Raw genomic sequence first — 22,198 nt, 5'->3', positions numbered from 1 at the left:
TTATTTATTTAATTCTCTGATCTTACATGGTGAGTCTGTCATAAAATACTGAATATTTTTCTCTTCCAGTATTTTCAATTCTTTTTCATCATTTATGACCCATGGGATTATCTTTTCACCTATCTTTTGAAAATTTCTCTCCTCCTTCTCAATGATTGAATATTCAGGTATTACAAAATCAAGAAAATCTGGAACATGATCCCTGATCATACTGTCCCATATGAATGATGTCTCCTTTCCAATGTCTATACCAACCCTGTATCTGGAATCATATTCCTTCATTGTTCTTATGGCATCAATGTCAAAGGATATGAAATAGATGTCATCGGAATAGTTGCCCTTGAAGTATTCGTTGAGTGCTTTTTCGAGACCACAATTAATTCTTTCAGCCTTATTGTTTCTTGTTTTAAGTTCTATAAATTTTTTAACACCATGGGTAGCAGCTAAAAACTCATCAAGCGTTGGTATTTTTTCATCTGTTCCAAGAATGCCCATTTCCTCAAGTTCAGATAAGTTAAAATCAGATATCATTCCATTCCTGCCAGTAAGTCTCTCCATAGTATCATCGTGAAAAATAACTATCCTGTGATCCTTCGTAATCTGTATGTCCGTTTCAACTCCATAAACTCCGCATTTTTTTGCACTTTCAAAGGAACTTATGGTATTTTCTGGTCTCTGGGAGGGATTTCCCCTGTGGCCAATAACATTAAATTTCATCCTTTACTGTATAAAAATGATCATAAAAAGTGTATTTATTCGTCACCCTATGGATTTTTAAACAAGATATAAGGTAATCCATTGATGAACCTCAGGTAGGATCAGCCATATTTTCTTGCATATATTGGATCCTTATCTGCATTTCCTTTTCAGGTAAGGTAATAAATTTATTACGGATTTCCCCGCAATGGATATCTCTGGTATGGATCACTTCGATTTAAGGAAGCGGTGTGAATGGATTGATTCCCTTGAAAATAAAGAGGAGATATTCGATGTGGCCATTATTGGAGGAGGAATTACTGGGGCCGGTATTGCCAATATCATGGCATCCAATGGGGTTAAATGCATTCTCCTTGAAATGAAGGACTTCGGATCAGGGACCAGTTCCGGATCATCCAAGCTGATACACGGTGGAATAAGATATCTGGCCAACTTTGAAATAAGGGAAGTCAGGGATCTACTGCACGAGAGAAATTATCTCCTTAAACACAGTGAAATTGTGAAGCCGATGAATTTCAAAATACTTGTGGATCAGTATTCATGGAAAAAAACCACACTTCGTCTTGGTATATTTGTCTATAATATACTTAGCGGATCACTTTCCATACCCAGGTATGTGAGGAACAGGGGAGAAATGTCAGATAGCATCAAGGGCTATTTCAATTATAAGGACGCCTGGACTGATGATACAAAAATGGTCATATATAACATAGTAAGTGCGGTTAGAAAGGGTGCCATATGTCTCAACTATTCAAAGGTTCTTAAAATTGAAGATGAAAAGGACCACGTTTTTGTAGAGTTTAAAGATAGCATTCGCCAAGTGGAGAGAAAAGTACGTGCCAGATACGTAATAAATGCAGCTGGCCCATGGGCAGGTGAAGTTTCCAGGATGGAGGATTCAAAATTTTCAGGTTCCCTGAAACTGAGCAGGGGAATTCATGTGGTTGTACCCTCTGAAAAAATAGGCAGCAGTGATTCCATAGTCTTCAGATCACATCTTGATTCTAGGCAGATGTTCATTATTCCAAGGGGTGAGGTAACTATTATTGGGACAACTGACAGATTTGTAAACTCCCCGGATGATTTTGCAGTGGACAATGATGATGTTGAATATATTGTAGAAAGTGCAAAGCGTTTATATCCAGATTTAGATAAATCTGATATCACCTATTCCTACGCAGGTATAAGACCACTTTATGGTGACAGTGATGATCCAGGATCAATTTCCAGAGGGTTTGTTGTAAAGGTGAAGGGAAGATTCATAAACATTTACGGTGGAAAGCTTACAAACTACAGATCAGTGTCAAGAAAGGTGGCAAAAATTTATGGAAAAATCGTTGGCAAAAAACTGAATGTAAAAGGATTGCCAGAGATAAATTACAACAGGCCAAAACTGGTAGGGAAGGACCTGTATCAGTATGAAAGAGATTATGAGTGTGCCATATTCCCTGAAGACATTTTGATAAGGAGGGAAGCTTATCCATTCAATCTCAGGGATAGGGGAGATTCCTTATTGCCAGAAATAGAAAAGGTCATGAAATTGGATGAAAAGATATGAGATATTTTTGTTATGCCTTTTTGATCAATTTGAAAACATCTGATAGTTAGGAGGTTCGGAGACTACCCTGATATCATGTGGATGGCTCTCTCTCAACCCGCTGTTTGTTATCTTTATGAATTCTGTTTTTGTTCTGAGTTCATCTATATTTTTGCATCCTGCGTAACCCATTCCTGCCCTTATTCCACCACTGAGCTGATAAACAACCTCTTCCACTTTTCCTTTGTAGGGCACTGCACCTTCTACACCCTCGGCCACGAATTTGCTGCCTGAGAATTTACCATATCTGTCAGATCCCTTGGAAAGGGCACCAATTGAACCCATTCCCCTGTATGTTTTGTATTTCCTTCCGTTGATTATCATCTCTGCGCCCGGGCTTTCATCTGTCCCCGCAAGAAGTGAGCCCAACATGACGCACTCTGCACCTGCTGCAATTGCCTTTACAATATCTCCAGAGAATCTTATACCTCCATCCGCAATTATTGGAACATTATGTTCTCTTGCATAGTCAGCCGCATCTGAAATTGCAGTTATCTGAGGAACACCAATACCTGCAACAACCCTGGTTGTACATATGGAACCCGGGCCTATTCCCACCTTAAGTCCGTCTATATCACACGAAATGAGGTCGATTGCAGCCTGTTCTGTAGCTATGTTTCCCACAACTATATCCACATCTATCTGTTTCCTCATTTTTTTCAGGGAAGAGATAACATTGTCGTTATGAGCATGTGCAGTATCTATAACAATCACGTCTGCGCCCTCTTTTTCCATGAGGATTGCCCTGTCAATGTCAAAGGGACCAACCGCAGCACCGACCATTAACTGGCCATCTTCATCTCTCGTGGCATAAGGAAATTTATGCCTGGTTACAATATCCTTGGATGTTATGAGACCGACAACCTTTCCATTGCTATCCACAAGTGGCAGTTTTTCAATTCTGTTTTCATAAAGTATTCTTCTTGCCTCTTCTGGAGATATGTTGTCCTTGGCGTAGACAACATCTTTTGTCATAATGTCACGTATTTTTGTCTTCTCTTCATCCGCAAATTCAATGTCCCTCTTTGTTACTATTCCTACAAGTTTCTCCCCTGAAACAACTGGAAATCCTGCAATGTTCTTTTCTTCCATTATGTTTCTTGCCACACTGACCGGTGTTTCCGGATCAATCGTGTGAACATTTCTTATGATCAGTGATTCTTCTCTCTTCACCTTCCTGACCATTGTGGCCTCTTCGTTTCTTGACATGTTCCTGTGGATTATTCCTATTCCGCCTGTTCTGGACATACCCACAGCCATTTCCCACTCAGTCACTGTGTCCATCGGGGAACTTGAAATGGGAACATTCAATTTTATGTTTCTGGAAAACCTGCTTCTTATATCTGTCTCCCTTGGTTCTATGGGAGATCTACTCGGTAAAACTAAAACATCATCGAAGGTCAACCCTTCCTTTATATTTTTTAGCTTGTCTGCAAACATGAGAAGGAAGAGTATATAAGTACATAAATTTTTCACATCTCCTAAACCCTCACTTCTTCATAGGAAAATGAATTCACTGAACCAATTCACTTCATGGAAAACAGTTTCCATCTCAGCCTTAAAATTTGTGTTAACTTATTTTCAGAAAGATGGATGCTATTTTCTCCGGTCATGGGTAAACACTCATTATATGGCCTGTTCATCGAGCCTGTAATACATGAGAATCTGGTCATAGTATCTTTCACCTCTCTTTATGGAGTTAGGAAGCATGCCAAATTCCTTGTATCCACAGTTCTTGTAAAGGGAGATCGCCCTTCTGTTCACTGCAAATACCTCCAGTTCTACTATTTCGAACTTTCCCCTTGATAATTCAAGAGCCTTTCTTATGAGTTCATTCCCAATTCCTCTGTTCCTGTACTGTCTGATTATGGCTATCCCCAGAATTCCCACATGATCCAGTTCAGAATTAGGCCTAATCCTGTGGATATCGCAAAGTCCAACCACTCTGCCATCCTCCTCAGACACAACGGCTACTGCATTTCCAGATATAACATCTTCATAAAGGTTGGCAAACCATTCTACCTCATTTCTGAAATCAGGTTTTATCCTGTAAAATGCCAGTCCCAGATCAGGTTCATCTTCAAGTTCATCGTAATATCCATAATAATTGTCTATGATATCATGCATATCTGTCCATTTAATTTCCCTGATCATGGGAAGGAATTTTTTCTTTGCATATGAATTCATATGAATCGGGATGCGTGAATATGGCAGAACAACCAATGGATCATTGGGGAGTTTATGAATATCTTAACGGGAATCCCAAGTTAGAAAAAATCCTGAGAATTGAGAGAATCTATGGGAGGGCATCAGGTTAGGTGTTTTCTGTAAAGTGAATCAAGAGGCAGGATCATTAAATAAATCACCTTGTTTTGGATTCAGGAAGGATTGGACATTGAAATAAATTGAGGACCAATGGGAAAATAGATTCAAACAAGAGATGGCAACTCGCAGATTACAGGGGTTTATTTGATATGGTAATAAGCACAATAAGGTTCTCACAGATTACTCCAGCTCATATGGCCCTGGCTGATCACCATTAGAAGTGCTCGAAGTTGAATCCTTATATCAATCAGGGCTCTCTTCGTGAGAGAGAGTCTCTTTCATAATATCCACGCCTCTTTTAATAATTCTCTTAAAGGTTTGTATTTAGCTGCCTATTTATGAGTGATTGCATGAATTCCCTCACCCTCTTCCTTACACATTTCCCATATCTTATATCAATCTCCCCAATTATTAATTAAATACTGTGGTTGTTTCAATGAGTAATTTTTATGTTTCGTTTGTTATTATCAAAATTGTAATTATATCCTCCTTTTTTAGGTTTAAATTTAGATCATTGATCCTGATTTCAACTTTGCCTTCTGTCAATACGTATAGAATTATTTCATATTCTGAAAAATTCTGTAAATTCCATAATTTCCATCAATCATTTCTTAAAATTATGTTTCAACGTCATCTATTTTTTTCTCAAAGCAAAATTATTTTTCTATGAATGCGAAAAATGAAACCCGATTAAATTTAAACCGTACCAAGTATCTATAATAAAAGGCTTCATTTCTTTTATTATTTCATTTTGTGAAAATATTCTCCTTTTTTTCGTCATACATTTCCTTTATTATTTTAATCTCCCTTTCAATTACTGTGTCAAAGTCGTAACTTATGGCTGCAAAATAATTTGCCAATATATTTGGACTTATTCCATATTTGGAGCTGACTGGTTCCACAAGTTTTGTTTTTTCCCATTCCTCTACCTCAAATTCACCCTTAAGTGACCTTTCCATGCCTCCATCTTTTTTCGTTGCCGTCACTGCGTAAATACTGTAAAGATCAAATATTTTTGAAAACATTTTCGTTACATCGAATATGACCCTGAAGTCCGATTCATAAACCCTTAAGGCATTGTTACCTATGACAAGTGCAAAATCCTCTTCTGAAAGAAGTTCTTCTGGAGTACTTCTCTTGCTTCTTATCAATTTAGTGCCCGGATACATCTGATCAACGATTTCCCTCAGGTAAAAGGCTGTTGTTTCAGTTTCCGATGTTACTGCTATGTTCATTCCTGGATAAGGATCTAGGTCTTTTGATATTAAGAGATTGGACATTGAATGTATTTTTCCCGTAATCGTTGGGCCATAAACAAGGTCCAGTTCGTTATAGTGTTTAAAATAGTCTACTATGGAAATCATTGCATAATCGGCCTGACCTGAAAGTAGAAGTTTTAGATTATCCCTTGTCGTCCCTCTTCTAATTGTGAAATTCTTTTCCAAATGGTTTGCAAGGGGCTCACTGTGGATGAGATTTATCAGGGCGAAGGTGTTCAAAAATATCCCCTTATGTTGTAAAATGTGTCTCTTTTGGCCGGCACCTTTCCTACCTCATTTATCATTGCGCTCAGTTCCTCCACAGTTGTCTGTTCCCTTCTATTTGTGGCCCCAAATATCTTTTCACTCGCAGCAGTTCCAACGAGGTCGTTTCCACCACCTGTAAGTGCCATCTGGGCAATGCCCTTTCCCATTGCCACCCAGTAAACACTAATGTTCTTAATATGATGACCCATCAGAATTCTTGCAAGTGCTATGACTTTGAGGTCTTTCTCACCTGAACTTGGCCCGGAGACCTTTCCCATCTTCAGGAGAGGTGTATTTTCAGGGCTGTATTTCAAAGGAATAAAAGAAAGAAAACCTGGGACTTCTGCCTCAAGGTCCCTGAGCCTTAGCATATGATCCACTATGTGTTCCCATCTCTCAACATGCCCATAGGTCATTGTGGAATTTCCTTTTATTCCCATTTCATGTATGATTTTTGCATCCTCAAGCCATTTTTCTCCGCTAATTTTTTCAGGCGTGGTTATTATTTTTCTTACCTCTGCGTCAAATATTTCGGCACCCCCACCCGTATGTGCCTCCATACCTGCCTGTCTGAATCTTTCAACAGTTTCCTGGAGGGAATTGCCTGTCGTTCTTGCTATAAAATCAATCTCAGGTATTGTCAGGGCTTTGAGAGTGCTTTCTGGCATATACTTCTTCACAGTGGAAAAAAGTTCTTCATAATATTCTATGGGTAAGTATGGATTGAACCCCCCAACTATGTGAATTTCTGTGGGATTGTACATTTTTGCCTTTTCCAGTTCCCTTTTAACATCATCAATGCTCAGTTCATATCCCCTATCTGTCTTACCCTTTATTTTTGCCGGAACATAAAAGGCACAGATGGGGCAGCTTGCAGCACAGTAATTGCTATAATTTATATTGTATGAAACAGCAAAGGTAACACGGTTTCCAATCTCATAATCAGTTAAAGAATCTGCCAGTGCCATCATCTGATGTACATCTAGGGTTTCCAGAATTTCCATGGCTTCCCTTTGAGTAAATTTGTGAGCACTGATGGATAAATCCTTCCAGTATTCTGTCGAATAAGAATTAATCATATATAAGGTATGTTTCCTTAAATAATAATGTTTTTTTAAAAAATTTTGTATCTGCCATATATCTTTGATTTTTACCCTTCTGCAGTATTAAGGGTTGTAAAGAAAAAAATAACAATTGTTTATCTATTAATATTGAATCAGTAAGGTATGATGATCAGTGTTCAGGATCCAATGATGGATATTCTCACAAAAGTCAATGAAGGCGAGGACTTAAGCAGGGATGAAATCGCCTATATGTACAATGAAGTTGATATTAAGACACTTGGGTACGTGGCACGAAGTCTCACAAACAAGATTACGGGCAGGCAGGTAAGTTTTGTTTCTAACATGATCTTAAATTATACCAATATCTGTAATGTCAGATGTAATTTCTGCGCTTTTTACCGTACTGGAAAGGAAGATGACTCATACACGCTGACGGCAGAACAGGTAGTTGAAAGGCTTAAGCAGTTTGACTCTCTTTATGGGATCAAGCAATTGCTCATTCAGGGAGGTGTAAATCCCGATCTTCCTCTTGAATATTATACGGATCTTTTCAGAAAGATCAAGAAAGAGGTACCCGGCGTGGGAATAAATGGTTTATCCACATCCGAGATTTCCTTCATTGCTAAAAAGGAGAAAACAAGCGTGAGGGAAGTTCTGAGTGCCCTGAGGGAAAGCGGACTTGAAACGATCCCGGGCGCAGGGGCAGAGATATTCTCCGATGATGTCAGAAAAGTTCTTGGGAGGCCATTACACAGTGGGCAGCAGTGGCTTGATGTTATGGAGACTGCCCATAGCATGGGGATCAAAACCAGTGCGACAATGATGTTCGGGCATGTGGAAAATGCTTATCATAGAGCGGATCATCTACTATCCATACTCAATCTTCAGAAAAAATATAGGGGTTTTCTGTCATTTACTCCGTGGAATTTTGAGCCAGGAAATACAAAACTGGAAAGGGATGGTTTGGTTAAAAGAAGGGTCGGTGGTGAAGAGGTCCTGAGAAATATTGCAATTTCAAGAATAGTCTTCAACAAATCTCTGCCAATTATACAATCCTCATGGCTAACTAATGGAGTAGAAATGGGCCAGATGTCCATATATTTCGGAGCAAATGACTGGGGAGGTACCATATACGATGAGAAGGTAATCCCTGCGACAGGAAAAATGGTGGGAAATTTAAGGAAAGAAACAATAATAAGAGCTTTGAAGGGAATTGGAATGGTTCCCGTTGAAAGAGATAACAACTACAAAATAATAAGGTCCTATATCTGAGCAATGTCCAATTATGTAATTAAAATGGAACCTGGCGATTTTCAGGTTTCAGAAATTTCCGAATACGCAAAGCCTGAACCAAATGGAAAATATACAATTTTAAGGATAAGACTCACAAACTGGGAGACAAATCACTTCATAACTGAACTGGCAAGGTATATTGGAATCAGCAGAAAGCGCATCACCTATGCCGGAACAAAGGATAAGCGAGCAGTTACGACTCAATACTTCTGCATAAATGCAGAGAGAATACCTGATAGAATAAATATAAGGGATTGTGAAGTCGTGGAACGTTTCAGGAGCAACAGGATGCTAAATCTTGGTGATCTGACTGGCAATACATTTATTATTAGGGTTGAAACGGATTTTGACGATAGGAATATAATTGATCGTTATCAGAAAATTGTGGATAATGGTGGTTTTTGGAATGTTTTTGGTATACAAAGATTTGGTAGCATAAGATATAACACTCACATAGTGGGAGAGAAACTGATTAAGAATGGTTTTGAGGCTGCAGTGAAGGAATATCTTGTAGATCCTCAAATTGACAGGGAACTTTACAGATTGGATCTGAACGAAAGCTGGGACTTTCAGAGAGCAATAAAAGAGTTTCCTGAGCATTTGCAGTTTGAAAGGGCTATGATGCACGAGATCCTATCTGGAAGATCCTATGGAGAGGCAATTGACGTACTTCCCAGAAGCCTTAAAATAATGTTTGTACACGCATATCAATCCCACCTTTTTAACCGAATTCTCATGGAGAGGAGAAAATTGATCGGAAATCCATCAGAGGTAGTTTTGGGAGACTTTGTATCTCCTGTCAATTCTTACTGGAACATAGATGAAAATCATTTGATTGAAGTGGATTCTTTCAATATTGAGAGAATACAAAATCTCTCCAAAGAGGGGAAGGTAAGCGTACTGGCACCATTGATCGGCACTGAGACTAAAGGACAGAAAGGAGTTCCTGGCGAAATACTGGAAAAGATTATGGATGAGGATGGAATTACATTTGATTCCTTCAAAATCAAGGAAAAACCAGAAATGAGTTCAACAGGAAATTACAGGGGCATTCGTTTCCTCCCAGTAGATTTCAAAATCTCAGAACCAAAGGTGCTTAAGTTCTCCCTTGGAAAAGGGATATATGCAACCACACTTTTAGATCAGATATTTCAGTAAATTTGATCGGATCTAGATAAGTCCGACCTTTTGAAGTTCTTTCTTCACTTTTATTACTGCCTGTTCAATCTCGCTTTCTTCCTTTGCTCCTGTGCATACCACTTTTCCGGAGCCGAAAAGAAGCAGGACCACCTTTGGCTCTTCCACTCTGTATACGAGACCAGGAAACTGTTCCGGCTCATACTCTACATTTTCAAGGCCAAGGGACATTGCTATCTGAGTGAGATTAAGATCTGATTCAAGATCATAAACTGCAACAATATTCTGAACAACAATATCCGGATCGTCATACACTTCTATTCCAGCTTTTTTTAGCTTTCCAATAATAGTTTGTATAGTCAACCTCACGTTCGCTAAATTTTTTGCCCCTGTACAGTTAACTTTCCCGCTTCTGAATATAAGAACTGCGGTCTTGGGCTCATGAAGTCTGTATATTAACCCAGGAAACTGTTCTGGTTCATATTCTGAACCTTCCAGTGCAAGTGCAATTTTGCTAAGATCAAGGTGCTCGGCAAGGGAAGTCGAGGCCACTATGTTTTCGATGTTGATTTTTTCTCTCTCGCTCATAAAAACCTAAACTCTTATATTTAAAGTATATATAAATACTACACTTCTAAGAGAGTTTACTTAAAAAGAAATATATATATTTTTGTTTCCGCCATTTAGGTATTGAAAAACTCCCAGTATCACATATTAAGAGCTTCTCGAGCTTCGTCGGACATCATTTCCGGCTTCCATGGGGGTTCCCAAACAAGCTCCACGTCTGCCATTTCAACTCCTGCCATGTTTTCAACTATTTTCTGTACCTCAGATAGTATCCATGGGGTTACAGGACATGTGGGTGCTGTCATTGTCATCTTTATATATACTTTATCCCCATCGATTTGCACATCATATATGAGTCCCAAATTCACTACGTCCATTCCTATTTCAGGATCCTCAACAACCTTTAATTCTTCGAGAATCTCCTCCTTTGTAACCATAATTATCATTTTAACATTTCAAACAGGTTTATATGTCTATTGTTATTCAAAACTCCTCTAGATTCATTACTTAATTAAATTGTATAATTTTTACTGAGCTTTATGCTTTTCATCAGCTAAATATTTATTCATTGGAATCATGATTTGACAGGGGAGGAGAAAAATTAAAGGAGACCTTTGGAGATACATAACTCAAATAGAAGGTTCAAAGATGAATAAAGTCTGTTGTAGCGGGTTAATTTCATTTGTATCCCGAAGAAAGGATAATCTTAATAGGAATAGAATGTCCATAATCGGTGGTTTCATGGGAATTTTAGGCAAATATGGTCTAATTCCGGGCAACCTCATGAGAATACATACTGCCATCTTCGGTCTCTTCCCGGGAATGAATAATACTCAGTCAGGAGATATATACCTCGGCACTCTGATGATTTTAGCATTTGTTTTTTCCTTTATGGTACTATTTTTCTGGCTCATTGCGGTGATTATAGAACTTTTCAGAAAGAAATCCTAATCCTGATTTTTGAAATAATCCATGAGATCATATTTCCATGGTTTTTTTCTTGGTTCCATTGTCATCTTTACGCTCTCACTTATGAATTCACCCATAAGATCAGAGCCGAGACATTCCAGAATATGATCAAGGCCATTTTGATTTTCCATTAAATATGTATGATACATTTCATCGCTAAGCATTATGGACGGGCCATAACCGGAAGTTGTGCTTCCATATCTGTCAAGTATGGTGCATTTAATATTAAAAAAATGTAAAGAGGAATTATAATCATATTTTATTTCATAACTGAGGCATACTGAAAAATCATTGTCCAGAATAGCGTTCTCAGGTCTCTGTTCTGAATCTTGATTTATGAGGAAACCTGTTATACTTAGGTTCTTTCCAAATATCCCTGTCAAAGCCATTTCTATCAATTCTTTGTGGATTCCCATATTGGTACATACAGCAACTCTAATGGGTTCCAGTCTTTTTCCATCCTGATCTATTTCTCCCCTTTCTATTCTTCTCGAACTGATGGGGAAAAAATCTTCACCTATTTCAAGATCAACCGGGATGATCTTCATCTCATTCAGTCCATTTTCAATCCTCTTTTTATTGATTATTTTTGCATTTTTTTCGGTCTCTCTTGATACCACAATTATTTCGTAATCGGGATTTATGGCAGAATCGCCTGTGTTATCACTCAGTTCCCTTATCTCATAATCTTCTCCAAGCTTGGAGAGAAATTCCTCTATTCTGTTTTTTCTTTCTTCAAATTTTGGAAAATTGTAATGTTTTGTTTTGGAAGCATATGCATCTGAGGTCAAACCTATTATTACGTGGTTTTTTGTTTGCATTGCAGTCCTCAAAAGAGATTTGTGGCCTTTATGAAGGTATCCAAATGATCCCGCCACAATTGTGATTTTACTGTTTTTCACGGTAACTATCCACCGTTTTTCTTATTCTTTTAATACCCTCCTCGATCTGCTCAAGGGTACCGAATGTGAAATTTAGTCTCATACTGCTTTTTTGGGTATTATTGGTGGTAAATGCCTGGCCACTCACATATGCGACCCCATTTTTAATTGCGTGTTCTCTCATCATTTTTGTGTCAATATCCCCATTTAACGTTGCCCATACGAACATTCCACCCTCCGGCTCAGACCATTTGGCAAGGCCATCCATATTTTCTTTAAGTGCATTAATCATCCTGTCTCTTTTAACCTTGTATATCTTTTTGTTCTCTTCAATCTGCTTATATATCACACCTCTCTTAACATACTCCAGTGCAACATATTGTGAGAACGAATTTGTTGCAAGATCAAGAGCCTGCTTTATGAGATTAAACTTTTCCATGACATCATCAGGTGCAACAGTATATCCAAGACGAAGTCCGGGCGTCATTACCTTGGAAAATGTACCAAGATATATCGTGTTTTCACCATTTTTCATGGATCTTATTGAGCTCACTGGCTTTCCGTAATATCTCAATTGACCATATGGATTGTCTTCAATCAGTGGTATGTTGTACGTTTCTGATATCTCGATCAATACCTTCCTTCTCTCCTCTGGCATGGTGTAGCCTGTAGGATTCTGGAACGTTGGTATAACATAAATGAACCTTGGTTTTCTTCCATCAGCCATAAGTTTTCTGATTTTTGTTTCAAGGCCATCTACGATCATACCATGATGATCCATCTCCATTCCTTCCATTCTCAGTCTGTTGGCCGAGAAGGCGGACACTGCTCCAACATATGTAGGTTCCTCAGTTATTACAGTATCTCCTGGATTCGCCAATACAACTCCCAGTTCATATAGCCCCTGTTGAGAACCTGAATTTATTATGATATTTTTCGAATTTGTCTGGATACCCTCTGTTTTCCTAAGCATATCTGCAATAACTTCCCTTGCTCCATCGTTCCCGAGCGTGTTACCGTATTGAAGTGCCAGATCTGCATAATTTTCCATAACATAATCCATTATTTCCTCCAGATCATGCTTCGGGAAAGTCTCAGGACTTGGCATTCCTCCACCAAGGGATATCAGACCAGGGGTCGAAGCCATCTTATTAAGTTCTCTTATTTCAGATGGTTTCATCCCCATTACACATTCTGAAAAATTAAATTTCATAACCCATAAATTACAGTTTAAAAATAAACATATGCATCATTATATAGGTCTTAACATACATGGTGTATCGAATCTTAAGTAATCATAATGGAATCTTATTTTATTGAAGATTAGGTAAAATTGTCTTACATTTTTTGCCGAAAGGAAAACTATTATAATTGAGTAAAAAATCGTGAGGCATGATTTCTAGCCGGTTTATATGGAAGGTAAGTGTAGTGGGTACCTCTGGATCCGGCAAAAGTTCTTTGATTTCCAGAATTGTTTACGATAGTGATAATGGGGGAATTGGCAACAGGGGTCTATTGAGGAAGAAAATTAATATAACCTATGATGGGAAACCTGTTGAAAGCGAATTCATAATACAGGAGATCGATGGCTTTATTGAAAATGAGAAAATCATGTCAGGGTCTAGTGCAATAATAATAGTGACAGATGTGACCAGAGAGCTTAATGAGCGAGAAATACAGAAATTCATTAAATTTATTTCAATTCTTGAAAGGAAGCCTCTAATGGTAATCGCAGCCACTAAAATTGATAGAAAATATGAAGCAGTTACGTGGCAGGAGGATCTTGATCCAATTTCAAAAACCTATAAGGTTCCTGTCTATATGGTATCTGCAAGGATGCCAGAAACAGTAAAGAAGATGACAGAAGATATAGCCACTAAGCTTCTGGACAGGAAAAATGGAAAATTCTAACATTCAGTCAATTGCCATATGCGAAAAAACTGTATTTCATATAAGCAATGGGAAAAGTCCATTATACCTGCACAATAAATATTCGGTCGGAAGGGTAGATAAAAAGACGCTTTTTCTTAAGCCATACGAAGCCATTTACCTTTACCTCCGAAATAGAATAAAGCCCCTCAACGGAATGCTCAAAGATGAAATTTCAGTAATCTCGGCATTAATCCAAGAAAATGATATCCATAAACTTAAGGTTTACCTTGAACTAAAGGATGAAGGGACAAAAATTGCTATTGAATCTGATTATTTCAACGTGGTTCGCAAAAATGAAAAACAATCTGTCCGGAGGAAAGTGGTACCAGTAAGGGAAAACGAAAGAATTTCATTCCAATGGTTGAAAGAAATGGCCGGAGCCAATGTTGCTTCTGTGGATGACGATGGCGATATAACATATTACACTGTTCATGCTGCCAATCTGCAAGGTAAAAATTCCATGGATCTATGGATAGTTCAGGAAAACAAGGATGATTATGTTATGGGCATTGGAAATAGGGGACTGGGAAAGAAGGATAAGCTCCCGTCATGGATGGGTGATGCCTTGGGGGATGTAACATTTCTCTCCGAACAGGAATTTTCAATTCTCACAAATAGAGTCAGGAACGATCCTGTTACTCAGATATACGGAGATCTAATTAAGAGGGGAATGATTGTTAAAACTGGTTTCAAGTACGGATGCACATTTAGGGCTTACGAAGAAAGCCTGGAAGATCACTCTGAATATTTGATACATATAACTGAAAATATGATGGAATGGTATGAAATTAGCAGGGCAGTAAGAGTTGCAGCAGCCGTTAGAAAAAGGATGGTTTTCTCGTCAATAATAGATAAGGAACCAATTTACGTTGAAATCAAAAGAATAAAAAATATAGGGGAATTTAACTCATCAAATCATATCTGAGATTCAAAGTCCTCTATGGTATACTTGAAATCTTCATAATTTTGTATCTGGCCTCTGTTCTTAAGGATCTCCCTTGCAAGTATCCAGTATACCAGTGCGAGCGATCTTCTTCCTTTATTGTTGCTCGGAATTATAAGATCGACAAAATCCGTTTTATTATTGGCATCACAGAGTGCAATTATGGGTACACCGACATTTTTTGCCTCTTTCATGACCTGTGTATCTGCCAGGGGATCTGTTACCACTATGGCTTTTGTCTCAGTGAAGGTTGGCAACTGATGATTCGTCAAGGTCCCGGGTATGAATCTTCCAACAATCGCCTTTGATCCAATTACTTCAGAAAACTTTGTAACCGGTCTAAATGCGTACTGCCTCTGTGCTACAACAAGAATTTGCTCTGGTGGTACTCTAGCCAGCATTCTTCCTGCTGTTCTGAGCATTGAATCGGTTGCGTTTATATCCAGGAGATACAGTCCGTCATTTCTGATTTTAAATATGTATTTGACCATATCATGGGTTTTTACTTGAGTACCGATATGAACACCAGATTTCTGATATTCCTCCTCTGCAATTAGTAGTTCATTCGCCATTTTATTTCATCTCTTTTTTTACTCCTAAGGTCTATGCTCATTCTTTTTAAATATATATTAATTTCACTTCTTACTCCCATTCAATCGTCCCGGGAGGTTTGTGGGTAACATCATATACCACCCTGTTGACGCCTTCGATTTCGTTGCTTATTCTTACGGACATTTCTTCAATAACATCCCAATCTATTCTGGAGAATGTTGCCGTCATTGCATCCAGTGAATTGACAGCTCTAATGGCTATTGTATCTCCATAGGATCTTTTGTCTCCGTGGACTCCAGTGGTCTTTACAGGAACATAAATGGCAAAATACTGCCACGGTCTGTCTTCCTTAGAATATTTGCTTTCCACTGTTTCCTCAACTATCTTTGTGGCTCTTCTCAGCCTATCCAGTCTTTCTTCAGTAACTTCCCCTACTATTCTCACTGCCAGACCAGGTCCTGGAAATGGCTGCAGATACTCGTCGAGGCCTATCTCCTTACTAAGCTGTCTAACCTCATCCTTGTAAAGGTCCCTAAGGGGTTCAATCAGCTTCAAATTCATATTTTCGGGGAGACCTCCAACATTATGGTGGCTTTTAATGGAATCCCTATTCTTTCCGCCACTTTCAATCCAATCTGGAGCAATGGTTCCCTGCAGTAAGTACTGGGCACCGCTTTTTTTGGCGATCTCCTCAAACTCCCTTACAAATGTTTCTCCAATAATTTTTCTCTTCCTTTCGGGGTCTGTTACGCCTGCAAGATTTTGAATGAACCTTTTAGAGGCATCAACTATTTCACCATTTATGTGAAAATCTGAAAAAAGTTTCTCAACCCTTTCCTTTTCACCTATTCTCAAAAGGCCAGTATCGATAAATATAGTTTTTACATCTTCGCCTGCAACCATTGCACTTACGGCAGCAAGTACAGAACTATCAGTCCCACCGGAGCAGGCCAGTATGCCCTTTCCCTTTAAATTTTCCTTGATGTTCCTTAGAACATCATCCATCATCTGAGATGCCATTACACTTCAGGTTTTCATTATTGCTGCAAGAAATATAAGCAATCCTATTACAAGACCTATAATGGCCGCAATCAGATAAAACAGGGCACCAAGAATGACTTCATTTACCAGACTCAGTTTAAACACATAATCAGAAAGATAGTATGTTATGAAGCCTATAATCAGTCCTCCAACGATCATTCCACCTCCGACTGCTCTTGTCTTGGATTTTCCAAAATAGGCCGTTAATATTCCAAGAACAAAGAGAGCTAGGGCTACTATACCAATTATTGTAAGAAAGAAAATATCCAGATTCCACGTAGGATACCAAGGTATAATGTTACTCATTTGCATCACAACTTTATGCCAGCAAGTGTTTTCGTGTCTATAACACCATCGATTTTTCTTATCTGTTCGATGACAACTTTCCCAAGTTCACTAAAGTCCTGGGCGTCTATTTTGACTATGAGATCATACTCTCCAAATAGGGGATGTATCTCTACCACGTAGTTTATCTTGGATATTTTATTGTATACTTCCTGTTCCTTACCAGGAACGGTGCTCACTAAAACGAACGCTATTGACATAATATCACCGCACTCTAAATGTCAATTGATTAATAAATTTTTCAACTGATTATGAACTGTTTTATTCATATTTGCGAAATTTCTTCAATTTTAACCATGGTCTGTTCTCCGGTCTTTAAGTCCCTGAGGGTACAACTTTTCTCTTCAATCTCCTTATTTCCGATTATTATAACATGGGTAAAATCAAGGTTGGATGCAGTTTTTAGGGCATTTGAAAGATTTTTCCCTCCGTTGTGTATAACGCATTGAATTCCATTTTTTCGCATATTGAAACTGAGCCTTATGGATTCCTTGTATCCCTCATTACCTATTCCAACGATGTAATATCTTTTCTTTTTATTTTCCAGTTTCCAAAGATCTAATTCTCTCATCAGATTTTCCAGTACTGCATCCCCCATGCCGAATCCTACTGCCGGTATTTCATTTCCTGAAAATAGTGCACTTAAATTATCGTATCTTCCACCTCCAAAGATTGATCTGAATTTTCCCTTAACGTCAAAGCCCTCAAATACTATACCGGTGTAGTATGCTAAGCCTCTTACTGTGGAAGGATTGAAAGTAATGTTTTGAAAACCGTTATCCTGAAGAATATTACCAGTTTCCTTAATTCTATTTATAAAGTTACTTATTTCTGACAAATCAAAAAATTCTCCAATGCCGTTCTCAATCTCATTTACATCGTATTTTCTTCCCAGGAAGCTATAAATGTGCTCGGCATTATCTCTCCCCATTCCGTTTTTGTCTAACCTGTGGATAATTTCATCCTTCTCGGCCTTGTGAAATCTATCAATTATGCCCATATCTGAAATTATATTTTTAGAACCAGACATTATTAGTATCTTTTCCATCAGTTTTCTCTCATTAATTCTTACCTCATAGTGACCCCTAAGTCCGAGGGAATCAAGTATGGTGCATGCAAGACCTATTATATCCGCATCAGCAACCGCAGAATCGTCCCCAAAAATGTCTGCATTCATCTGCATATGTTCTCTGGTTCTCCCGGATTGAGGCTCTTCATATCTCCATAATTTTGGTATATTGTACCACCTTACCGGTTTCGGAAGATCCTTTCTGGAAACAAGCATCCTCACCGTTGAGGGTGTTGCCTCTGGAATTAATGTAACATCACGATTTCCCCTGTCTTTGAAACTGTATGTCTGGGAAAGAATCTCATCACCTGATTTTATTCTGAACATTTCCAGAAGTTCAAGACTTGGGTAATCAATAGGTCTGAATCCGAAAATTTTTGCCTTTTCTCGCATTATATTAAACATGTGTTCTCTTATTTCCATTTCCTCTGGATAGAAATCACGGAAACCTTTGAGTCGTTCAATCATAGCTTATCCTTAAGGTGATAGTTAAAAATACTTAATAAGGATTAAATGATTTGATTAGAATGGGAATAACAGAAGAACAAATCAAAAGTCACGGTCTTAAAGTGACACCACAGAGGGTAAAGATACTCGAATATATTAAGCAGAGGGATGGAGAACATTTTTCTGCAGAGAATATACATGAGTATGTGAAAAAGGAAAACCCAAATATTCCAGCAGCTACTGTTTACAATATACTCAAGGTATTTACAGAGAGAGGCCTTATCAATTCCTTTGAGGTAAACGGAAGGGCAATGTATGAGGGACGTGTGGAGCCTCACATCAACTTTTATTGTCAATCATGTGGAAAAATAACCGATTCTGAGATTCACGGAGATATCAGGAACATAGAGGCTGAGGTAAAGGGGAAGGTTATATCATCAGTGCTTCTTGTTAAGGGCATATGTGAGGAATGTCTCAAGTCTGAGAAAGAAAACGGTATTCTTCAAGAAATCTAATATTTTCACTGACGTCATGCACCCTCAAAATTTCAATTCCCTTTGATTCGAGATAGAGGCTTATTGCGAGGGTTTCCGGCAACCTATCCTCGATTTTAGACCCAGTCAAGTAGCCTGTAAATCGCTTTCTGGAATGGCCAATCAATCTTGGGAATCCAAAGGAAAACACGTTGATGTTTTTTATCAAGAAATAATCATGATGAGCATTTTTCGAAAAACCAAGGCCAGGATCTATTATAATGTCGTCAGGTTTCATTCCTATCTCCTCCAGTTTTCTTAATTTTTCAATGAAAAACTTGGCAATTTCCCCTGGAAGGTCGTCATAGCTTTCATTTTCTGTCATCCTGTTTACGTCACCCTTTAGGTGCATAAGAACATATTTAAGTTTATTCTCTACTGCGATTTCCGGGATCCTTTCATCCTTTAGACCTGAAACGTCATTGACCACATCAATGTAGGGCAAGACCGCACGAATAACTTCATGGTGCCTTGAGTCAAGTGAAATCATTCCCTTAAATTTGTTTCTTATTTCGGGCAGTTGAGTTATGAGCCTCTTTATTTCAATTTCAGGATCTATTTCAATTGATCCAGGCCTGGTGCTCTCTCCACCCACATCTATAATATCTGCCCCAGAATCAATGATTTGATCCGGGCTTTTATCCATAAACCTGGATCCACTATAGAATGAATCTGGTGTCAAATTTAATATTCCCATTATTTTGGCTTTTTTAATGCGGTCAATCAAGAGTTGATTTCTGATACCAGTGCTCATAAAGGAAGCATATCTGCCGAGACCCATTGAATTAAGGAGTTCTTCCATATCTCTCTTATTCAGAATTTCTCTTTTAACTTGGTAAATCTGGTTGTCTATTGAAATTGATTTATCAGTTTTTTCCTTGATTTTATAGTAAGTATTAATGACATAATATCCGGCGTCATTCATATATGCAGGATAAAAAAAAGACACGTCTGAATCCATGAATTGTGATGTGATGAGTATATAAATCAATAACGTTAATAGGTCAGTTGTAATATGTTATATCTGCCGATCATAGAGTGTATATATGTCAGACGATAATAATGATATTAGGGATAAACGGGTCAGAAATTATACAAAGATTGACGAGCTGTCGCAAGCAATAAGCAAGGGTTTAAGTTTACAAAACAAAAAGATGGTCTATGAAGAATCAATGGCAGCTGCTGAGCATCTTATTAATTTCTTTGGTTATAGTGATAGGGTTATAGACAATATGCTGGAGCCAGAGGATAGAGACGCTTTTTACACAATGGAAGACATAGGTGTATTGAGGACAGAGCGAGAGGAGACAACACTTTTCGATGGAAGGGAGTGGAGGATTCATTATTGGATATTGAATATCTCAAAAATTATATCTCTGGCCCAGATGCAATCCAATTATATGGATATGGGAGAAGAACAGGATTTTTCAGTCTACGAAGAAATACCAGATGAATATTGGACCTTAAACTGAGTTGATTACATGCATATTGCAGTTCTAGACAAGGAAAAGTGCCATCCTAAAAAGTGCAATCATGAGTGCCAGGCCTATTGTCCACCTGTCCGTTCAGGAACTCCAACAATAGAGTTCAATCAAGGGGAGGACATTTATCCTCTCATTACTGAAAATTTATGCATTGGATGCGGAATTTGTGTTAACAGATGCCCATTTGGGGCTATCAAGATAGTAACTGTTCCAGATGAACTTAACAAGGACATAGTGCATCAATACAGCGAAAATGGATTTAGGCTCTATTCCATTCCAGTTCCGGCAAAGGGTATAACAGCAATATTGGGTCCCAATGGGATGGGTAAAACCACAACCATGAATATATTAAGTGGAATAACTGTACCAAATTTCGGAAGGTTTAATGAAGAATCAAGGAGAGACCTTGTAATTGAGAAATATTCCAACAGTATCCTTGGGGATTATTTCAGAGACGTTTATGACGGAAGAAAAAAAGTTGTTCTAAAAAGTCAATTTGTCGATCAGATTCCGAGAATTGCGAAGGGAAAAATAAGGGACCTACTTGTAAAGTCAGATCAAAACGGAAATATGGATGCGGTTATAAACGACCTTGCAATGGAAAACTCTCTTGACAAGGACGTCAAGAGTGCATCAGGCGGAGAACTGCAGAAGCTGGCTGTGGCCGTGGCTCTACTTAAGGATGGAGATATCCTCCTGATTGATGAAGTGTCCTCATATTTGGATATATCGGAGAGACTCAGAGTTGCCAGAATCTTGAGGGAAAATGCAGACAGGGGAAAGACGGTTTTTGTTGTGGAACACGATCTTGCAATACTTGATTGGATTTCCGATCAGATACATCTTGTCTATGGTTTCCCTGGTGTATATGGTGTTATAGTTCAGCAGAAATCTCCAAATAAGGCAATAAATCAGTTCCTTGAGGGCTACCTCAAAGAAGAAAATGTCAGAATAAGAAAGGAGAAGATTAAATTTGAACAAAAGGGGGCAAGCAGAAGAACTGTAACTCCCAATCTGGTGGAGTGGTCAAATATTTCCAAGAAACTGGGCGACTTTACACTTAAGGCTCCAAAGGGAAACCTCGAAATAGGCTCTGTAACAGGAGTTCTTGGAAGAAATGCACTTGGAAAATCCTCATTTACCAAAATACTCGCGGGGGCAATGGAGTCTGACGATGGTTATGTTGAGCCAAAGGTAAAAATAGCATACAAGCCGCAATACATCTCAACGGAGTTTGAAGGTACTTGTGAGGATCTACTATACAGGTCAATCAAAGAAAATATGAGTGATATATTTGTTAAGAACGAGATATTTAGGCCACTTGATATCGATCCCTTAATGGAGAAGGACGTGCAGAGCCTTTCAGGGGGTGAATTGCAGAGGCTTTCAATTGCAATTACACTTGCCACAGAAGCAGATCTTTATCTTCTCGATGAGCCCTCCGCTAATCTGGACAGTTCCACAAGAATGGAGGTTGGTAAGGTAATAAGGAGAACCATGGAGAACCGGAAGAAAACAGCTATGATAGTTGATCACGACATATATTTCATAGACATAATTTCTGATTTTCTAATGGTATTTCTTGGACAGCCTGGAAGGGAGGGGACTGCATATGGTCCTATGACAATGCGTGAGGGAATGAATCTCTTCTTAAAAGAGGCTGGAGTTACATTCAGACGGGATCATAACACAGGCCGACCAAGGATAAATAAACCTGGAAGTAGCATGGATAGGGAACAGATAAACAAAGGGGAATATTATTACTCAGATTAGGTG

24 protein-coding genes are annotated in these 22,198 nt (G+C 38.5%); 9 read left to right on the top strand and 15 right to left on the bottom strand.

All coding sequences use genetic code 11. The features are described 5' to 3' along the window. Positions 1 to 717, bottom strand: coding sequence for a glycerophosphodiester phosphodiesterase (locus ACNF42_RS01280; RefSeq protein ID WP_443338042.1), 717 nt, complete (start codon positions 715 to 717; stop codon positions 1 to 3). Positions 718 to 904: 187 nt separating this feature from the next. On the opposite strand from ACNF42_RS01280, the gene ACNF42_RS01275 reads away from it, so the two are divergent. Next, positions 905 to 2,275 (top strand): glycerol-3-phosphate dehydrogenase/oxidase, encoded by a 1,371-nt coding sequence (locus ACNF42_RS01275; protein ID WP_443338039.1) that lies wholly within the window; start codon positions 905 to 907, stop codon positions 2,273 to 2,275. Between the two features lie 24 nt (positions 2,276 to 2,299). Here ACNF42_RS01275 and guaB read toward each other — a convergent pair whose 3' ends face one another. The 4 genes from guaB to ACNF42_RS01255 form a co-directional block, all read right to left on the bottom strand. Then, a complete protein-coding gene (gene guaB / locus ACNF42_RS01270) occupies positions 2,300 to 3,754 on the bottom strand; it encodes an IMP dehydrogenase (protein ID WP_443338037.1) in 1,455 nt (484 codons plus the stop codon). A 186-nt stretch (positions 3,755 to 3,940) separates the two neighbouring features. Then, the gene (locus tag ACNF42_RS01265; protein WP_443338034.1) at positions 3,941 to 4,468 is read right to left on the bottom strand and encodes a GNAT family N-acetyltransferase; all 528 of its coding nucleotides are present in this window, start codon (positions 4,466 to 4,468) and stop codon (positions 3,941 to 3,943) included. 917 nt (positions 4,469 to 5,385) lie between these two features. Continuing rightward, a complete protein-coding gene (locus ACNF42_RS01260) occupies positions 5,386 to 6,138 on the bottom strand; it encodes an MqnA/MqnD/SBP family protein (protein WP_443338032.1) in 753 nt (250 codons plus the stop codon). Continuing rightward, the gene (locus ACNF42_RS01255; protein WP_443338029.1) at positions 6,135 to 7,244 is read right to left on the bottom strand and encodes a radical SAM protein; all 1,110 of its coding nucleotides are present in this window, start codon (positions 7,242 to 7,244) and stop codon (positions 6,135 to 6,137) included. Before ACNF42_RS01255 ends, ACNF42_RS01260 begins: the two co-directional genes overlap by 4 nt. A gap of 147 nt (positions 7,245 to 7,391) precedes the next feature. On the opposite strand from ACNF42_RS01255, the gene mqnC reads away from it, so the two are divergent. Both mqnC and truD read left to right on the top strand, forming a co-directional pair. Then, complete coding sequence (gene mqnC, locus ACNF42_RS01250) at positions 7,392 to 8,501, top strand: cyclic dehypoxanthinyl futalosine synthase (RefSeq protein WP_443338027.1); 1,110 nt, start codon at positions 7,392 to 7,394, stop codon at positions 8,499 to 8,501. A gap of 24 nt (positions 8,502 to 8,525) precedes the next feature. After that, a complete protein-coding gene (truD, locus tag ACNF42_RS01245) occupies positions 8,526 to 9,680 on the top strand; it encodes a tRNA pseudouridine(13) synthase TruD (protein ID WP_443338025.1) in 1,155 nt (384 codons plus the stop codon). Positions 9,681 to 9,692: 12 nt separating this feature from the next. On the opposite strand, the gene ACNF42_RS01240 is transcribed toward truD, so the two are convergent. Both ACNF42_RS01240 and ACNF42_RS01235 read right to left on the bottom strand, forming a co-directional pair. Next, positions 9,693 to 10,247: a TATA-box-binding protein gene (locus ACNF42_RS01240; protein WP_443338023.1), complete on the bottom strand. Its 555-nt coding sequence runs from the start codon at positions 10,245 to 10,247 to the stop codon at positions 9,693 to 9,695. Between the two features lie 119 nt (positions 10,248 to 10,366). After that, a complete protein-coding gene (locus ACNF42_RS01235) occupies positions 10,367 to 10,663 on the bottom strand; it encodes a metal-sulfur cluster assembly factor (RefSeq protein ID WP_443338021.1) in 297 nt (98 codons plus the stop codon). 211 nt (positions 10,664 to 10,874) lie between these two features. Between ACNF42_RS01235 and ACNF42_RS01230 the strand changes: the two genes are divergently transcribed. After that, positions 10,875 to 11,177 (top strand): hypothetical protein, encoded by a 303-nt coding sequence (locus tag ACNF42_RS01230; RefSeq protein WP_443338019.1) that lies wholly within the window; start codon positions 10,875 to 10,877, stop codon positions 11,175 to 11,177. Here ACNF42_RS01230 and ACNF42_RS01225 read toward each other — a convergent pair. After that, positions 11,174 to 12,097, bottom strand: coding sequence for a phosphopantetheine adenylyltransferase (locus ACNF42_RS01225; protein WP_443338016.1), 924 nt, complete (start codon positions 12,095 to 12,097; stop codon positions 11,174 to 11,176). The two genes, ACNF42_RS01230 and ACNF42_RS01225, sit on opposite strands and share 4 nt — an antisense overlap. After that, positions 12,084 to 13,289: an aminotransferase-like domain-containing protein gene (locus ACNF42_RS01220; RefSeq protein WP_443338013.1), complete on the bottom strand. Its 1,206-nt coding sequence runs from the start codon at positions 13,287 to 13,289 to the stop codon at positions 12,084 to 12,086. Before ACNF42_RS01220 ends, ACNF42_RS01225 begins: the two co-directional genes overlap by 14 nt. A 179-nt stretch (positions 13,290 to 13,468) precedes the next feature. Here ACNF42_RS01220 and ACNF42_RS01215 point away from each other — a divergent pair, with 179 nt between their 5' ends. After that, positions 13,469 to 13,987: a GTPase domain-containing protein gene (locus tag ACNF42_RS01215; protein WP_443338011.1), complete on the top strand. Its 519-nt coding sequence runs from the start codon at positions 13,469 to 13,471 to the stop codon at positions 13,985 to 13,987. After that, complete coding sequence (locus ACNF42_RS01210; RefSeq protein ID WP_443338009.1) at positions 13,974 to 14,933, top strand: hypothetical protein; 960 nt, start codon at positions 13,974 to 13,976, stop codon at positions 14,931 to 14,933. The genes ACNF42_RS01215 and ACNF42_RS01210 overlap by 14 nt, the downstream gene beginning before the upstream one ends. Here the strand turns inward: ACNF42_RS01210 and rpsB are convergent. The 5 genes from rpsB to hisS form a co-directional block, all read right to left on the bottom strand. Beyond that, positions 14,924 to 15,523, bottom strand: coding sequence for a 30S ribosomal protein S2 (gene rpsB / locus ACNF42_RS01205; RefSeq protein ID WP_443338007.1), 600 nt, complete (start codon positions 15,521 to 15,523; stop codon positions 14,924 to 14,926). The genes ACNF42_RS01210 and rpsB overlap by 10 nt on opposite strands. A gap of 70 nt (positions 15,524 to 15,593) precedes the next feature. Then, positions 15,594 to 16,511, bottom strand: a complete 918-nt coding sequence (gene guaA, locus ACNF42_RS01200; RefSeq protein WP_443338005.1) for a glutamine-hydrolyzing GMP synthase — start codon at positions 16,509 to 16,511, stop codon at positions 15,594 to 15,596. Between the two features lie 18 nt (positions 16,512 to 16,529). After that, positions 16,530 to 16,850: an LptF/LptG permease family protein gene (locus tag ACNF42_RS01195; RefSeq protein ID WP_443338003.1), complete on the bottom strand. Its 321-nt coding sequence runs from the start codon at positions 16,848 to 16,850 to the stop codon at positions 16,530 to 16,532. Positions 16,851 to 16,855: 5 nt separating this feature from the next. After that, positions 16,856 to 17,089, bottom strand: a complete 234-nt coding sequence (locus tag ACNF42_RS01190; protein WP_443338000.1) for an Lrp/AsnC family transcriptional regulator — start codon at positions 17,087 to 17,089, stop codon at positions 16,856 to 16,858. 65 nt (positions 17,090 to 17,154) lie between these two features. Then, entirely contained in the window at positions 17,155 to 18,426 is a 1,272-nt protein-coding gene (hisS, locus tag ACNF42_RS01185; RefSeq protein WP_443337998.1) for a histidine--tRNA ligase, read from the bottom strand. 59 nt (positions 18,427 to 18,485) lie between these two features. Between hisS and ACNF42_RS01180 the strand changes: the two genes are divergently transcribed. Continuing rightward, a complete protein-coding gene (locus tag ACNF42_RS01180) occupies positions 18,486 to 18,920 on the top strand; it encodes a Fur family transcriptional regulator (protein WP_443337995.1) in 435 nt (144 codons plus the stop codon). Here the strand turns inward: ACNF42_RS01180 and folP are convergent. Continuing rightward, the gene (gene folP, locus ACNF42_RS01175; RefSeq protein WP_443337992.1) at positions 18,880 to 19,899 is read right to left on the bottom strand and encodes a dihydropteroate synthase; all 1,020 of its coding nucleotides are present in this window, start codon (positions 19,897 to 19,899) and stop codon (positions 18,880 to 18,882) included. The two genes, ACNF42_RS01180 and folP, sit on opposite strands and share 41 nt — an antisense overlap. Before the next feature lie 85 nt (positions 19,900 to 19,984). Here folP and ACNF42_RS01170 point away from each other — a divergent pair, with 85 nt between their 5' ends. Both ACNF42_RS01170 and ACNF42_RS01165 read left to right on the top strand, forming a co-directional pair. Next, positions 19,985 to 20,410 (top strand): DUF6015 family protein, encoded by a 426-nt coding sequence (locus tag ACNF42_RS01170; RefSeq protein WP_443337989.1) that lies wholly within the window; start codon positions 19,985 to 19,987, stop codon positions 20,408 to 20,410. Between the two features lie 9 nt (positions 20,411 to 20,419). After that, entirely contained in the window at positions 20,420 to 22,195 is a 1,776-nt protein-coding gene (locus ACNF42_RS01165; RefSeq protein ID WP_443337987.1) for a ribosome biogenesis/translation initiation ATPase RLI, read from the top strand. Positions 22,196 to 22,198 lie beyond the last annotated feature (3 nt).

This window comes from Cuniculiplasma thermophilum, from assembly GCF_052315355.1.
Taxonomy (GTDB): Archaea; Thermoplasmatota; Thermoplasmata; order Thermoplasmatales; family Thermoplasmataceae; genus Cuniculiplasma.
Note: the sequence above shows the minus strand (reverse complement) of the source record. Positions and strands in the feature narration are given on the sequence as shown.

Bases quoted from the DNA above. Each gene is read 5' to 3' on its own strand.
- ACNF42_RS01280 (WP_443338042.1), bottom strand. From the start codon at position 717: ATGAAATTTAATGTTATTGGCCACAGGGGAAATCCCTCCCAGAGACCA.
- ACNF42_RS01275 (WP_443338039.1), top strand. From the start codon at position 905: ATGGATATCTCTGGTATGGATCACTTCGATTTAAGGAAGCGGTGTGAA.
- guaB (WP_443338037.1), bottom strand. From the start codon at position 3,754: ATGTTTGCAGACAAGCTAAAAAATATAAAGGAAGGGTTGACCTTCGAT.
- ACNF42_RS01265 (WP_443338034.1), bottom strand. From the start codon at position 4,468: ATGATCAGGGAAATTAAATGGACAGATATGCATGATATCATAGACAAT.
- ACNF42_RS01255 (WP_443338029.1), bottom strand. From the start codon at position 7,244: ATGATTAATTCTTATTCGACAGAATACTGGAAGGATTTATCCATCAGT.
- mqnC (WP_443338027.1), top strand. From the start codon at position 7,392: ATGATGATCAGTGTTCAGGATCCAATGATGGATATTCTCACAAAAGTC.
- truD (WP_443338025.1), top strand. From the start codon at position 8,526: ATGGAACCTGGCGATTTTCAGGTTTCAGAAATTTCCGAATACGCAAAG.
- ACNF42_RS01240 (WP_443338023.1), bottom strand. From the start codon at position 10,247: ATGAGCGAGAGAGAAAAAATCAACATCGAAAACATAGTGGCCTCGACT.
- ACNF42_RS01235 (WP_443338021.1), bottom strand. From the start codon at position 10,663: ATGGTTACAAAGGAGGAGATTCTCGAAGAATTAAAGGTTGTTGAGGAT.
- ACNF42_RS01230 (WP_443338019.1), top strand. From the start codon at position 10,875: ATGAATAAAGTCTGTTGTAGCGGGTTAATTTCATTTGTATCCCGAAGA.
- ACNF42_RS01220 (WP_443338013.1), bottom strand. From the start codon at position 13,289: ATGAAATTTAATTTTTCAGAATGTGTAATGGGGATGAAACCATCTGAA.
- ACNF42_RS01215 (WP_443338011.1), top strand. From the start codon at position 13,469: ATGATTTCTAGCCGGTTTATATGGAAGGTAAGTGTAGTGGGTACCTCT.
- ACNF42_RS01210 (WP_443338009.1), top strand. From the start codon at position 13,974: ATGGAAAATTCTAACATTCAGTCAATTGCCATATGCGAAAAAACTGTA.
- rpsB (WP_443338007.1), bottom strand. From the start codon at position 15,523: ATGGCGAATGAACTACTAATTGCAGAGGAGGAATATCAGAAATCTGGT.
- guaA (WP_443338005.1), bottom strand. From the start codon at position 16,511: ATGATGGATGATGTTCTAAGGAACATCAAGGAAAATTTAAAGGGAAAG.
- ACNF42_RS01195 (WP_443338003.1), bottom strand. From the start codon at position 16,850: ATGAGTAACATTATACCTTGGTATCCTACGTGGAATCTGGATATTTTC.
- ACNF42_RS01190 (WP_443338000.1), bottom strand. From the start codon at position 17,089: ATGTCAATAGCGTTCGTTTTAGTGAGCACCGTTCCTGGTAAGGAACAG.
- hisS (WP_443337998.1), bottom strand. From the start codon at position 18,426: ATGATTGAACGACTCAAAGGTTTCCGTGATTTCTATCCAGAGGAAATG.
- ACNF42_RS01180 (WP_443337995.1), top strand. From the start codon at position 18,486: ATGGGAATAACAGAAGAACAAATCAAAAGTCACGGTCTTAAAGTGACA.
- folP (WP_443337992.1), bottom strand. From the start codon at position 19,899: ATGGATTCAGACGTGTCTTTTTTTTATCCTGCATATATGAATGACGCC.
- ACNF42_RS01170 (WP_443337989.1), top strand. From the start codon at position 19,985: ATGTCAGACGATAATAATGATATTAGGGATAAACGGGTCAGAAATTAT.
- ACNF42_RS01165 (WP_443337987.1), top strand. From the start codon at position 20,420: ATGCATATTGCAGTTCTAGACAAGGAAAAGTGCCATCCTAAAAAGTGC.